The sequence below is a fragment of the Mycolicibacterium moriokaense genome (assembly GCF_010726085.1).
In the GTDB taxonomy this organism is placed as follows: Bacteria; Actinomycetota; Actinomycetes; order Mycobacteriales; family Mycobacteriaceae; genus Mycobacterium; species Mycobacterium moriokaense.
On record NZ_AP022560.1, the window covers coordinates 3675713 to 3689834 of the forward strand.

9 protein-coding genes and 1 tRNA gene are annotated in these 14122 nt (G+C 65.5%); 5 read left to right on the forward strand and 5 right to left on the reverse strand.

The window, feature by feature from the left end:
- Window positions 1-18: 18 nt before the first annotated feature.
- Window positions 19-1359: a M20/M25/M40 family metallo-hydrolase gene (locus G6N43_RS17995; RefSeq protein WP_083151094.1), complete on the reverse strand. Its 1341-nt coding sequence runs from the start codon at window positions 1357-1359 to the stop codon at window positions 19-21.
- 74 nt (window positions 1360-1433) lie between these two features.
- Here G6N43_RS17995 and G6N43_RS18000 point away from each other — a divergent pair.
- A tRNA-Leu gene (locus G6N43_RS18000) sits at window positions 1434-1519 on the forward strand.
- A gap of 53 nt (window positions 1520-1572) precedes the next feature.
- On the opposite strand, the gene G6N43_RS18005 is transcribed toward G6N43_RS18000, so the two are convergent.
- Entirely contained in the window at window positions 1573-2859 is a 1287-nt protein-coding gene (locus tag G6N43_RS18005) for a PucR family transcriptional regulator (RefSeq protein WP_083151091.1), read from the reverse strand.
- Between the two features lie 167 nt (window positions 2860-3026).
- Between G6N43_RS18005 and G6N43_RS18010 the strand changes: the two genes are divergently transcribed.
- From G6N43_RS18010 to G6N43_RS18020, 3 genes are read left to right on the forward strand one after another with little or no spacing between them, the layout of a single operon-like run.
- A complete protein-coding gene (locus G6N43_RS18010) occupies window positions 3027-4493 on the forward strand; it encodes a class I adenylate-forming enzyme family protein (protein ID WP_083151088.1) in 1467 nt (488 codons plus the stop codon).
- Window positions 4494-4518: 25 nt separating this feature from the next.
- The gene (locus G6N43_RS18015) at window positions 4519-6285 is read left to right on the forward strand and encodes a DUF3556 domain-containing protein (protein ID WP_083151086.1); all 1767 of its coding nucleotides are present in this window, start codon (window positions 4519-4521) and stop codon (window positions 6283-6285) included.
- Window positions 6282-7697: a phytoene desaturase family protein gene (locus tag G6N43_RS18020; protein ID WP_083151083.1), complete on the forward strand. Its 1416-nt coding sequence runs from the start codon at window positions 6282-6284 to the stop codon at window positions 7695-7697. Before G6N43_RS18015 ends, G6N43_RS18020 begins: the two co-directional genes overlap by 4 nt.
- Before the next feature lie 174 nt (window positions 7698-7871).
- Here G6N43_RS18020 and G6N43_RS18025 read toward each other — a convergent pair whose 3' ends face one another.
- Complete coding sequence (locus G6N43_RS18025) at window positions 7872-8675, reverse strand: SDR family NAD(P)-dependent oxidoreductase (RefSeq protein ID WP_083151081.1); 804 nt, start codon at window positions 8673-8675, stop codon at window positions 7872-7874.
- Between the two features lie 9 nt (window positions 8676-8684).
- Complete coding sequence (locus tag G6N43_RS18030) at window positions 8685-9533, reverse strand: SDR family NAD(P)-dependent oxidoreductase (protein ID WP_308206461.1); 849 nt, start codon at window positions 9531-9533, stop codon at window positions 8685-8687.
- Window positions 9534-9750: 217 nt separating this feature from the next.
- Here G6N43_RS18030 and G6N43_RS18035 point away from each other — a divergent pair, with 217 nt between their 5' ends.
- A complete protein-coding gene (locus G6N43_RS18035) occupies window positions 9751-10371 on the forward strand; it encodes an FMN-binding negative transcriptional regulator (RefSeq protein ID WP_083151078.1) in 621 nt (206 codons plus the stop codon).
- Here G6N43_RS18035 and G6N43_RS18040 read toward each other — a convergent pair.
- Window positions 10368-14120, reverse strand: coding sequence for a bifunctional nitrate reductase/sulfite reductase flavoprotein subunit alpha (locus G6N43_RS18040; protein WP_083151077.1), 3753 nt, complete (start codon window positions 14118-14120; stop codon window positions 10368-10370). The two genes, G6N43_RS18035 and G6N43_RS18040, sit on opposite strands and share 4 nt — an antisense overlap.
- Between the last annotated feature and the right edge of the window lie 2 nt (window positions 14121-14122).

Consider the following 14122-nt stretch of genomic DNA (forward strand, 5'->3'; position numbering starts at 1 on the left):
TGCGATCCTTTCGTGTCGTCAGCAGTGCAACAGGAAATGCTCGAGAACTCTGGTGCCAAACGTCAGTGCGTCAACGGGTACCCGTTCGTCCACGCCGTGGAACAGTGCGGCGAAGTCGAGGTCCGGCGGCAGCTTGAGCGGTGCGAATCCGAAGCAGCGAATCCCGAGGCGCGCGAAGTGTTTTGCGTCGGTCCCACCCGAGAGCATGTACGGGACCGTGCGGGCTTCGGGATCGGCGGACAGGATCGCGGCGTTCATCGCCTCGAGCAGCGCACCGTCGAAGGCCGTCTCATACGGCGGCAGCTCGGTGATCCACTCGCGGGTGACGTCGGGGCCGATGATCTCGTCGACCTCGCGCTCGAAAGCGGCGAGCCGCCCCGGCAGCACCCGGCAGTCGACGACAGCCTCAGCCGTTGCGGGGATGACGTTGGCCTTGTAACCGGCCTTGAGCATCGTCGGGTTGGCGGTATCGCGCAGCGTCGCGCCCACGATCCGCGCGATGGGGCCCAGCTTGGCGATCGCCCCCTCGAGATCCGGGGAGTCCACGTCGAAGGTGTAGCCGGTCTCCTCGGCGACGGCGGTCAGGAACTGCTCAACCGAGTCGGTCAGGACCACTGGGAACTGGTGTCGGCCCAGCTTGGCGACCGCATCGGCGACGGCGGTGACCGCGTTGTTGTCGTGGATCATCGAGCCGTGGCCCGCGCGCCCGCGCGCCGTCAGCCGCATCCACATCATCGCCTTCTCGGCGGTCTCGATCAGGTACAGCGTCCGATCGCCGCCGTCACGACGCGGGATCGTCAGCGAGAAGCCGCCCACCTCCCCGATCGCCTCGGTGACGCCCTCGAACAGGTCCGGGCGGTTGTCGACCAGCCACTTGCAGCCGTACTTGCCGCCCGCTTCCTCGTCCGAGACGAAGGCGAAGACGAGGTCGCGCGGCGGCACGACTCCCGAGCGTTTGAAGTGCCTGGCGACCGCGATGATCATGCCGACCATGTCCTTCATGTCGACCGCGCCGCGGCCCCAGACATAGCCGTCCTCGACCGCGCCGGAGAACGGGTGCACGCTCCAGTCGGCGGCCTCCGCGGGCACCACGTCGAGGTGGCCGTGCAGCATCAGGGCGCCGCGAGTGGGGTCGGCACCTTTCAGCCGCGCGAACACGTTGCCCCTGCCGGGGGCGCCTGCCTCGACGTATTGGGTGGTGTAGCCGACCTCCTGCAGCTGTTCGGCCACCCAGCGGGCACATTCGGCCTCACCCTTGGTGGTCTCGGGCTCACCGGTGTTCGACGTGTCGAAGCGGATGAGCGCGCTGACGAGATCAACCACCTCGGCTTCGGCTGCTGAGGATGCGGTCACAGTCACATTCGTACCATTGCCTGCTCCCCTGGGTTTGGGTCCGGCCTCGCTGATCCGATAGCCTTAGCTGCCCACAACGGGTCCGAGTGGCGGAATGGCAGACGCGCTAGCTTGAGGTGCTAGTGCCCTATTAACGGGCGTGGGGGTTCAAGTCCCCCCTCGGACACAACATCGCCGCTGTTAGACGGCGGTTTTCCGGTGGAAATGCGTGCCGGAGTGTCACCTCTTGGATTGCAGGACGGATCCGCCGAACCAGTGGCACACGAGTAGCGCGAGTTCGACGTCCAAGCGATTGGCGTCATCGATCGGCGTGCCACGACGCTCGACCGCACGCTGGATGCGGTACTTCACCGAATTGAAGTGCAGATTGAGTTCTTCTGCGGCGGCCTTATAGCTGGCGCCGGCGCGGAGAAAGATTCGCAGTGTCTCGCGCAGGCGAGCATCGTTGTCGGTGGCCGATGACAGGGGCCCGAGGATCTCGTGCACCCACTCGCGCACCTCGTCGAGGTTGTCGCACAGCAGTGATCCCGCGTACAGGCCGGGATCGGAAGTACTGGTGACCGGCATCGCGTGCGACCCAGCTGCGACCGCGACGTTGCGTGCTCGCTGCGCTTGACGATGGGTCCGCCGAAAGCCTTCCACCCCGGCCGCGGGTGAGCCGACGGCCACCGACGGTGCGTGGTCGTAGTTGGCGACAAAGCTCCGGATATCGGCGACTACCGTCGGAGTCGCGTTGGACTGTAGGGGTATCCAACCCCAGCCGCTGACTTTGTCCGCAGCTACGAACAGCGGACTACCTTGTGCGGCAAGCGATTCACCGAGCTCTTGTAGAAATCGCTCGAGCCGGATCAGCTCGTCGCCGCGGCCGGTCTCCGCGGGTAGCCACAGCACCAACCCGAGATGGAGTCGGCGCAATGGATACCGGATGGCCGAGGTGACCGCGTCAACGTCGATCTCGGTGACCTCGAGCACTTCGCGGACGCGCATCGCGCGCAAGCTGTCGCGATTCTTCAACCAGTCGTCCCGCTCGCGTTCGTACGTGGCAACGACTTGTTGGGAAATCCAGTCGATGTAGACGAATGTGACGGCGGTGATTCGTTCCAACACCGCGAATCTCAGCGAAGGGTCGAGGTCCGCGTCGTTGATCTCCTCGACCGCAGCGCGCAGTACCAGTCCATGGCCCAGCCGATAAGCGCGGACCAGCGCGTTCATCGGAACTCCACGCTGGGCCAACCGCCGCGCGTACTCCATGGCCGCGGTCGGCATCGCAAAGTTTTTCAGGGGTATCTCATAGCGCAACGCGTGAAACACGGCGTCGATGTTGCTGTCGGTGCTCGCGTTCAGGAGTTCGACGAGTCCGGAATCGCTCCCCAGCTCGTCGATCTCCGCCACTAGGCGCTGCTCGATGGCGAGTGAAACCTCGCCCTGTCGGCCGATCAGCCGCTCCATCACGACCGCAGCGGCTTCGCGAACGGCTGTCTCGTCATGGCGGGCTCGAACGCCCATGCAATGCAGGTTAGGACGCATGCGGGATCGACGAGCACGTTTTGGCGGTCGCACTGTCTTCCGGCGACAGTGCCGGCAGCGAAGTTCATCGGTTCACAACGGTGTGCCTCAGCGGGCTGATTCCTACCGTTGCTTCATCCCTTCGAGACACCCAGCGAGGACCCCTTATGAACCTTTCGGCAGTGCCCGACGTGCGGGCGGCCCGGGCCCCCGAAGCTCCCGCGATAGCCGACGACTCCGTCGAGCTGAGCAACGCAGACTTCCTCCGTGCCGTGTGTCGCGCCAGCGCGACCCTGCACACGCACGGCCTCGAGCCCGGCGACGTGGTGGCGATCATGCTGCCCAACCGAGCAGCGTTCGTGGTGGCGATGTTCGCTGCGTGGCGACTCGGCGCGGCGGTCACGCCCGTCAGCCCCACCCTCGTGCCGGCGGAGATTTCGTACCAGCTCACCGATGCCGCAGCCAAGCTACTCGTCGTCGACGAGCCGCTCGGCTTCGATCCCCCGATCGGTGTAGTGCTGACTGCCGACGAACTGATTGCAGCATCGGGGTCGACGGCAGTCGAACCCGCCGCACACCGCGACGACGCCCTCGCGCTGCTGATCTACACCAGCGGCACGACTGGACGGCCCAAAGGCGTCGTGCTCGACCAAGGCAACTTGAATGCCATGTGCCGCATGACGATCGACGCATTCGCGATGGGCAGTGACGACCACAGCCTGCTCATCCTCCCCTTGTTCCACGTCAACGGGATCGTCGTCAGCACACTGGCTCCGCTGATCGCGGGTGGCTGCACGACGATCGCCGGGCGGTTCAGCCCGGCAACTTTTTTCGACCGGATCGAAAAGTGCCGCCCCACCTATTTCTCGGCTGTCCCGACGATCTACACGATGCTTGCCGACCTGCCCGACGAGGTGCGGCCCGACACTTCTTCGGTGCGGTTCGCCCTCTGCGGGGCCGCACCGGCCAGTACGGAACTGCTGGACAGGTTCGAGACCCGCTACGGCATCCCGATCATCGAGGGGTACGGGCTCTCGGAAGGAACATGCGCCAGTACCGTGAACCCCCTCAACGGCAACCGCAAACCCGGCACTGTCGGCCTTCCGCTGCCGGGACAGGCGATTCGCATCGTCGGACCCGGCGACGTACCGGTTCCCGACGGTGAGGCCGGCGAGGTGCTCATCAACGGCCGCAATGTGATGCGCGGCTACCTTAACCGGCCTGAGGAGACGGCAAAGACGCTCGTCGACGGCTGGCTGCACACCGGGGACGTCGGGTACTTGGACGAAGACGGCTACCTCGTGTTGATCGACCGCGCGAAGGACATGATCATCCGCGGCGGCGAGAACATCTACCCCAAGGAGATCGAGTCCGTCGTCTATCAGTTGCCGCAGATCGCGGAGGCCGCCGTGGTCGGCCGCACCCACCCCGTGTACGGCGAAGAGCCGGTGCTGTTCGTATCGCTGAACTCAGGCGCTGATATAGCCACCGGACAGATCGACGAGCACGTGCGCACGTCCCTCTCCAAATACAAAGTGCCCGTAGGGATCACGATCCTCGACGGCTTACCCAAGAACGCGGTCGGCAAGATCGACAAGCCCTCGCTCAGAAAATCGCTTACCCACCAAGGCTGAGACCACTACCTCGAAGGAGCCGACCATGGGGTTCATGGCACCGAATTTGCCTGCGGTACAGCCCGAATTATTCCTCAGGAAACCGCTGATGGAGCGCATCAGGTTGCTCACGTTGAAGTGGGTGGACCATGGATACGGTGTACCCAGAGTGGTGCACACCATCTACATCGCCAAGTTGGTCTTCTTCTATTCCCTGGGCGGCGTCTTGGTCGCCACGCTCACGTCCGGGCTGCCGGCATTCTGGCATGTGTCGGAGTGGTGGAGCGAGCCCATTGTCTACCAGAAAATGATCCTGTGGACGGTGCTGCTTGAGCTGCTCGGCCTGGCCGGATCGTGGGGCCCGCTGGCCGGCAAGACCAAACCGATGACCGGGGGATACCGGTTTTGGATGAAGGTCAACACAATTCGACTACGGCCGTGGAAGTGGGTCCCGTTCACCGTGGGCAACCGGCGTACGTGGTTCGACGTTTCGTTGTATCTGGCGTTGATCGCCAGCGTGGCAGTGGCACTGGCGGTGCCCGGCGTACATAGTGACTCGCTGTCAGCGGTCTTACCGCTCAACACCTCGGGCGTCGTGAACCCGGCACTGCTGATCACGCCCATGGCGTTGTTGGTGCTGATTGGCTTGCGGGACAGGACCATTTTTCTCGCAGCACGGGGTGAACAGTACCTGCCGGCGTTGTTCTTCATTGCCGTACTGCCGTTCGTCGACATGATCATCGCGCTGAAACTACTGATCGTCACCGTGTGGATCTGGGCCGGCATTTCCAAGCTCGGCATCCACTTCACCAGCGTCATCCCGCCGATGGTCAGCAACAGCCCCGCCCTGCCCTTCAAGTGGTTGAAGCGGGCTCACTACCGCAACTTCCCGCACGACCTGCGCCCATCGCATCTCGCAGGCTTCATGGCGCACGGGCCGGGCACGGTGGTCGAGATCATCGCCCCCTTGGCGCTGCTGTTGTCACCCTGGCCCTGGCTGACTTTCGTCGCCGCGGCGATCATGGTCGGATTCCACTTGTTCATCATCTCGACCTTCCCGATGGCGGTGCCGGTGGAATGGAATGTGCTGTTCGCCTACGCGACGCTCTTCCTTTTCCTCGGCTTCCCCAACTGGAAGGGCTACGCGGTGTGGGACATGTCCACGTCGTGGCTGGCGATTGCTCTTCTGGCTGGCCTGTCGTTCTTCCCGGTACTTGGCAATGTGCGGCCCGACCTGGTGTCGTTCCTGCCGGCGATGCGCCAGTATGCGGGGAACTGGGCATCCGCGGTGTGGACGTTTGCACCCGGCGCCGAGGAGAAGCTGAACCTGGTGACGCGTTCGGCGAAGAACCAGGTCGACCAGTTGGTCGACGCCGGGTATGAGCCGATGTGGGCTGAGATATTCCTGCAGCAGACGCTCGCGTTCCGCTGCTTTCACAGCCAGGGGCGGGGCCTCTACTCGGTGCTGCTGAAGAATCTCCCCGATATCGACCACAGGACGGTCCGCGAAGCGGAACTGGTCGCCAATTCGATTCTCGGCTTCAATTTCGGTGACGGTCATCTGCACAACGAAGACTTGATCTGTGCCGTGCAGGACGAGGCCAAGTTCGAGCCGGGCGAGCTCGTCGTCGTCTGGGTCGAGTCGCAACCTATCCATCGCAGGATCCAGCACTACAAGGTCATCGACGCGGCGCTCGGCGTCGTCGAGTGCGGCACGTGGAACCCGGAGGATGCCGTGGCGGAACAGCCTTGGCTGCCCAATGGCCCAATTACATTGAACGTGACCTGGACTCGAGAGGCGGCGGACGCGTGAGTAACGCGGTGGTGGTAGGCGGTGGACCCAATGGGCTCGCCGCCGCTGTTGCCCTGGCATGGGCGGGAGTGCAGGTAACGGTGCTGGAGGCCGCCGACGAGGTCGGCGGCGGGGCACGCTCCAGCGAGGCGATCCTGCCCGGCTTGCTGCACGACCACTGCTCGGCGATTCATCCGATGGCCGTCGGCTCAGCATTTCTGAACGAAATCGCACTCGATCGCTACGGACTGCAGTGGCTCTGGCCCGAGATCGACTGCGCACATCCGCTCGACAGCGGTGATGCCGGCGTGCTGCGCCGGTCGGTCGATGACACGGCCGATGGGCTCGGCGCCGACGGCAGGCAGTGGAAGCGCGTGTTCGGCGCACCCTCGGCGCGGTTCGACCTGCTGGCCGAGGACATCATGGGGCCACTGCTTCGGAAGCCCAATCATCCGTTGGTGATGGCCCGGTTTGGGGCCCCAACCGTGCTGCCCGCGGCCACGTTCGCGCACGCGTTCCGAACCCCGGAGGCCCGGGCGCTGTGGGGCGGCGTTGCGGCACACGCGTTTCGGCCACTGCACTACCCGATGACCTCGGCGATCGGTATCGGCATCATCACGGCGGGCCACCGCCATGGCTGGCCCGTCGCTGTGGGGGGCTCGCAGTCGATCACCAACGCGCTGGTGTCGCTGCTCGGCGATCTCGGCGGCAAGATCGAAACCGGGGCGCGGATCGACTCCGCCTCCCAACTCCCCCGCACCGACGTCACGATGTTCGACCTCGCGCCAAGCGCCGTCGCGAAGATCCTGTCCGATCGCCTACCGTGGCGGGTGGCGCGCGCATACCGCCGCTACCGATACGGGCCGGGTGCCTTCAAAGTCGACTTCGCGGTGGAGGGTGGCGTTCCGTGGCGCAGCCCCGACGCGCATCGGGCCGGGACGGTTCATCTCGGCGGCGACTTTGCCGAAATCGCCGCGACCGAACGTGACGTACACGCCGGACGGATGCCCGAGCGCCCGTTCGTGCTCGTCGGCCAGCAATACCTCGCCGACCCCGGCCGCTCCGTCGGCAACATCCATCCATTGTGGACTTATGCCCATGTGCCACATGGCTACACGGGTGACGCCACCGAAGCGATCATTGCCCAGATCGAACGATTTGCGCCCGGATTCCGGGACCGGATCGTTGGGCGAACCGTCCGCTCAACCACCGAGATGTCCGCCTACAACGCCAACTACGTCGGTGGCGACATCCTCACAGGGGCCAAGGACATTCGTCAGCTGACCTTCGGGCCACGGGCCACACTCAACCCCTATCGGATCGGCATACCCGGCATGTACATCTGCTCAGCCGCGACTCCGCCGGGGCCTGGCGCGCATGGAATGTGCGGTGCGAACGCCGCGAAGTACGCCCTGAAATACCTGGGTGCGTGACGCGCACCGTCGAACTGGAAGATCGACAGTCGCGGTTAGCGATGTCCGTCGTCGTCGCGCACCGATAGAGCGCGACTCCAGCGATACCGTCGCAAAGAAATGGACGCGACAACGGCGAACGTTGATACCGCCCGAATCGCGCCGCGGACGACTGGTGAACAAAGGGGCCTGCCGTCAGAACAGGCTTGCGGTCAGACCCCCGTCGACGACAAACCCTGCGCCGGTGCAAAACCGCGACCGGTCACCGGCGAGGAACAACGCCAGCCCGGCGACATCGTCGACGCTGACATAACCTCCCTGTGCTGCGGTGATGACGGTGTCGAAGTCAATACCCAACGCCGCGCTGTATTTCTCGCGGTTCGCGGTGACCAGTTCCGTCTCCGCGAATCCGGGCAGGATCGCGTTGACCCTGATCCCTGCCGGCCGCAGTTCAAGCGCAGCGGTCTTGGTCAAGCTCACCACACCGGCCTTCGCTGCGGCGTAATGCGCAGCCAACGGGATGCCCGCCAGGGCTGTCACCGAGGCCATCGTGATGATGGATCCGGCCGTCTGCGACGCGATCATCGACCGTGCAGCGGATCGCACCGTGAGGAAGACCCCGTCGAGATTGGTCGACAACATGGTGCGCCAGGTGGCGAAGGGCATCTCCACGATCGGCAGAACACCGGCGATCCCCGCGTTCGCAACGGCAATGTCAACCTTGGCATACCGATCTACCGCGTGCTCGAAGAGTTCGACGACGCTGCGCTCGTTGGTCACGTCGCATTGCACCGCAACGGCGTTCGGCAGGGCGCTCGCAGCGGACGCCGCAGCGGATGCGTCGATATCGGCGATGACCACGGTGGCGCCTCGAGCGGCGTAAGCCTGCGCGACAGCGTGACCGATGCCGCGGGCGGCGCCGGTGACGACGGCGACTTTGCCGACGAGAGAACCCTCGGCAGTCTCGAATGCGCTTTCAGCAAATGCAGTGTGGGACATGCGTTCTCCTTAGAAAAGGTTCGCGGTGAGGCCACCGTCGACAAGGTAGTGGGCGCCGTTGATGAAGCGGGCGTCGTCAGAGGCGAGGAAAGCGACGCTCTCGGCGATCTCGGCCGGCGTGCCGAAGCGGCCCTGCTTGAGCGCGACGAGGTCGTCGAACGGGATCGGAGCGACGGCCTCGAGAGGTGCTGCCAAGCGCTCGGCCATTTCGGTGCGAACAAGTCCCGGGCAGACGGCATTTACGCGAATACCGGCCTGACGTAGTTCGATGGCGGCCGATTCGGTAAAGCGGATCAGTGCTCCCTTGGACGCGCTGTAGGCGCTGACCAATGGGCCACCCGCGGTGCCGGCGACAGATGATACGACCACGATCGCACCGTTCCCGGCTGCCGCAAGCGCCGGCACCGCCGCCTTGGTGAACCGGAAGGTGCCTGTCACGTTGACATCGAGCACCTGACTGAACTCGTCACTCGTGAGTTCGATTATGGGCTTGGCGATTTCAATCCCTGCGTTGTTGACAAGTAAGTCCAGCCCGCCGAACGCTTCAACGGCGCGTGCCACCGCGAGATCTACATCGGCGTCCGACCGCACATCGCACCCCACGCCGATACTCCCGTTGCCCAGCTGACGTGCCGCAGCGTTCGCCCCTTGAGCATCGAGGTCTACGACGGCAACTTTGGCACCGCCCGCCACGAGACGACTGGCGATGGCGAAACCAATCCCGCGGGCCGATCCCGACACGATCGCGCGTCGGCCGAACAGATCCTCCATAGGATGCTCCTCCAGTGACGTTGCCTGATAAGGCTTGTGACATCCAATGTGGCAGGCAGGTGGGGCAAAGGCTTCGTCTCGCCGCAACGGCGATTACCGAGTTGGTTGTTGGTTGGAGACGATGGCTGTGGTCCGGCTTCGCCGCGAACTGGTGCGCAAGTCGGACACGCGAATTCGCGGCCAACGCGGCGAGGCTCTGTGTCGGCCCCACTAACGTATCCAGCGCCGGCGTACGATGCGTTGACCAACTCAAATGCCAGGTCACACCCCGTATCGCGGATGCCACAGCCCCCTCGGACACAACATGTACACCCCTTCTTTCAACCGGATCGACGACGAGGACGAGATTCGGCGCTTCGTCGCCGAGGCACGATCAGCGCAGTTCATCACGGTCGACCCGGACGGGACTCCCGTCGCCACCCTGCTGCCGGTGATCTGGGACGGCGACGTCGTCCTCGCCCATATGGCGCGGGCCAATCCGCAGTGGAAGACGATCGCCCCCGACAGCCCGGCACTGCTGATCTGTTCGGGCCCCGAGGCCTACATCAGCCCATCGTGGTACGCGGCGAAGGCCGAACACGGCCGCGTGGTGCCGACGTGGAACTACAGCGCCGTGCACCTGTCCGGCACGGTGCGGGTGCGCGAGGACCGGGACTGGCTGCGCGACGTGGTCACCCACTTGACCAGCGTGCACGAGGACGGGCGCGATGAGCCGTGGCACCCCGGTGACGCGCCCGAGAAGTACATCGAGGGCCAACTCGCGGGCATCGTCGGGCTAGAGATCACCGTCAGCCGCGTCGAGGGGAAGGCGAAGCTGAGCCAGAACCGCTCGGCGGCCGACCGCCGCGGCGTCGTCGACGGGCTACGTGCGGAACCGCACTACGCGGCCGCCGAGGTGGCGGCGGCGATGGAACCCGGCCTCTAGTACACGTCGCGCACGTAGCGCTTCGCAGCGACGAGTTCACGCTTGAAATCGCGTGCCCCCTCGCGAGACATCTTCCCGTGGGTCTCGATGATCGTCGTCAGCGCGGCGTCGACGTCGTGGGCCATCCGGGTGGCGTCACCGCAGACGTAGAAGTGTCCGCCGTCGTCGAGCCAGCGCCACACGTCGGCGGCGTGGTCGAGCATCTTGTGCTGTACGTAGACCCGGTCCTTCTGATCGCGGCTGAAGGCGAGGTCGAGCCGGCTGAGGAAGCCGTCGCGAGCCATTCCCTCCAAATCGTCTCGGTAATAGAAGTTTTCGTTTCGGTGCTGATCGCCGAAGAACAACCAGTTGCGGCCCGCGTGTCCCAGTGCGCGACGCTCCTGCAGGAAACCGCGGAACGGCGCGATGCCCGTCCCCGGGCCCACCATGATCATCGGTGTGTCCGCGTCCTCGGGCGGCCGGAAGTGCGGCGACCGCTGGAGGAACACCGGGGCCGACGTCGCGCGATCGGCCAGGAACGTCGAGCACACCCCGCCACGCTGGTGTCCGTAGCGCATCACCGACACCGTCAGCTGGATCTCGTGCGGACTGACCAGCGGGCTCGACGAGATCGAGTAGCTGCGCGGCGTCAGCCGCACCAGGACATCCAGCCATTGATCGGGGTCGGCGTGTACGACGAACTCCTGCACCAGATCCAGGACGTTGCGCCCGACGAGCCATTTGTCGAGCTTGCCCTTGGAGGCGCGCAGCACCTTCGCGTCGCGGCTGTGCTCGGCGATAAAGCGCAGCAGGTCGGGGGTGATACGGCAGAAGTCGTAGTGCGACGTGAGCGCGTCACGCAGGGTCTGCTCGGTGCCGTCGACCACGACGATGTGCTCACCGCGCATCCCGGTGGCGTCCAGCCAGGCGTCGACCGCGGCCGGGTTGTTCGTCGGAAACACCCCGAGCGAGTCGCCTGCGGAGTAGCTGACGTCGAACTCGGAGATGTCAAACCCGAACTGCCGGACCTCTTTTCGTGCCGACGGTGCACTCAGAAGGAGGTTGCGGCACAGCGGCGCGACGATCGGATTCGCGCGGCTGAACGGCTCGGCGACGGTCGCGGGCGACGCGGACACCGAGCGGCCCAGCAGCGCGGCGACCTGATCGACCCACCGGCCCATCGGCTCGTCGTCGTAAGCCTCGCATTCGACCCGGTCGAGCAGCCGGGTCGCACCCAGCGCGGACAGGCGGGAGTCGATGGATCTGGCGTGGCCGCAGAAGTTCTCGTACGCGCGGTCGCCGATACCGAGCACCGCGAACCGCACACCGGTCAACGTGGGGGCGTCGGGAGCGTTGAGGCGGTTCCAGAAGTCCGCACCGTTGTCGGGTGGCCCGCCGTCCCCGAAGGTGCTGGTGACCACCAGCACGTCGCGCGCCGCGAGGTCGGCCATTCCGATGTCGTTCATGTTCACCAGGTTCGGCACGCCGATCCCGGCGGCCAACTTGCCCGCGAACTCCTCGGCGGTGCCGGTCTGGGACGCCCACAGGATCAGCGGCCCCTCGGTGAGGTTTGGACGCGACAGCACTGTTGGCTCGCGCACCGGCGTGGCCAGTGGGCGCAGACGTACCGCACACGCCTTGAACTCCGGTTGCAGCGAGTCGGGGTCGACGGCGTCGTTGGTGAGTGCGTTGACGGCCAGGTACTCGCCGTGGTCGTCGTTCCAGTGGAAGGGCACGAAGCAGGTGCCCTGGCGCACCCGGTCGGAGATCACCGCGGGAAGTACCGCGCGGCCGCGGCGGGTGGTCAGCTCGACATCCTGGTCCTTCGAGATCTCCAGTCCCGCAGCGTCGGCCGGGTGGATTTCCACGAACGGTTCGCTGTTGAGTCGGTTGAGCGCATCGACGAGGCCGGTCTTGGTCATGGTGTGCCACTGGTGTTGCAACCGACCGGTGTTGAGCACCAGCGGGTAGTCGTCGTCGGGCAGCTCGCGAGCGTCCATGTGTGGCCGGGCGAAGAAGTTCGCGCGCCGCGTCGGGGTCGCGAAGGCCAGCCGCGGCGCATGGCCGTCCTCGTCGACGAAGTAGTCCTGGCTGACGCCGTCGTTGAGGTAGCGGATCGGGTGGCGATCGATCTCGTCGCCGGGCGGGCAGGGCCACTGCAGCGACGTTTCGCGCAGCCGCGCATAGCTGGCCCCGCGAATGTCATAGCCGGTCTTGGGATTCCAGAAGCGACGGATCTCGTCGAAGATCTGCTCGCTGGACTCGTAGGCGAAGTGTTCGCCGTAACCCAGATGCGCGGCGACCTGGCAGATCAACCGCCAGTCGGGGCGTGCCGCGCCGATCGGCGGCACCGACTGCTGGAGCAGCGTGAGATTGCGCTCTGAGTTCACCATCACCGCGTCGGCCTCGGCCCACAGGGTCGCGGGCAGCACAATGTCGGCGTACGAGTTGGTTGCGGTGTTGCGGTAGGTGTCCTGTGCGATGACCAACTCGGCGGCTTCCAGACCCGCGATCACCGTGCTGCGATTAGCCACAGTGGCAACGGGATTGGTGCAGATGATCCAGCACGCTTTGATGCGTCCGTCGGCGAGTTGGCCGAACATGTCGATGGTGCCCGGCCCGACGTCGGACCGGATGGTGCCGGGTTCCAGCTCCCACTGCTGTTCGACGAAGGCGCGGTCGTCCGCGGACAGCACCGAGCGCTGACCGGGCAACCCCGGCCCCATGTAACCCATTTCGCGGCCGCCCATCGCGTTGGGCTGACCCGTCAGCGACATCGGGCCGCTGCCCGGCCGGCAGATGGCGCCGGTGGCCAGGTGCAGGTTGCAGATGGCGTTGGTGTTCCAGGTGCCGTGGGTGCTCTGGTTCAGGCCCATCGTCCAGCAGCTCATCCACTCGCCGGCCTCGGCGATCATCCGGGCGGCAGTGCGGATGTCCGGCTCGGTGAGTCCGGTGATCTGTGCGACGGCCTCGGGCGTGTAGTCGGCCAGGAAGCTGGGCATGGTGTCCCAGCCGTCGGTGTGCTCGGCGATGAAATCCTCGTCGATGTCGCCGTTGTCGACGAGTAGATGCAGCAGGCCGTTGAGCAGAGCAAGGTCGGTGCCGGGTTTGATCTGCAGGAACAGGTCGGTGCGCTCGGCGGTGGCGGTACGACGGGGGTCGACGACGATCAGCTTCGCGCCGGCCTTGAGCCGGTCCACCATGCGCAGATACAGGATCGGATGGCAGTCGGCCATGTTCGAGCCGATGACGAAAAACAGGTCGGTGCAGTCGAAGTCGGCGTACGAGCCCGGTGGGCCGTCGGCGCCGAGCGACTGCTTGAAACCGGTTCCCGCGCTCGCCATGCACAGTCGCGAGTTGGACTCGATGTGCACGGTCCGCAGGAATCCCTTGGCCAGCTTGGTGGCCAGGTACTGCGCCTCGATGGACATCTGACCCGATACGTAGAGCGCGACGGCGTCGGGTCCGTGCTCGTCGGCGATGGCGCGCAGTCGTCGCCCCGCCTCGGCGACCGCGTCGTCGACAGGTACCGACACCGGTTCCTCACCGCGGGCGGGACGCAGCAGTGCCGTCGTCAGCCGTCCATCGTCGGCGGCCATCATCTCGCCGTGCGTCGCGCCCTTGGTGCACAGCCTGCCGAAGTTGGCGGGGTGCAGCTTGTCTCCGGTGACCTGGGCGATGACGGGTCGGCCGGTATCGGAGCTCACGACGCTGTGAACTTCGATACCGCAGCCGACACCGCAGTATGAGCACGCCGTACGGGTCACCATGG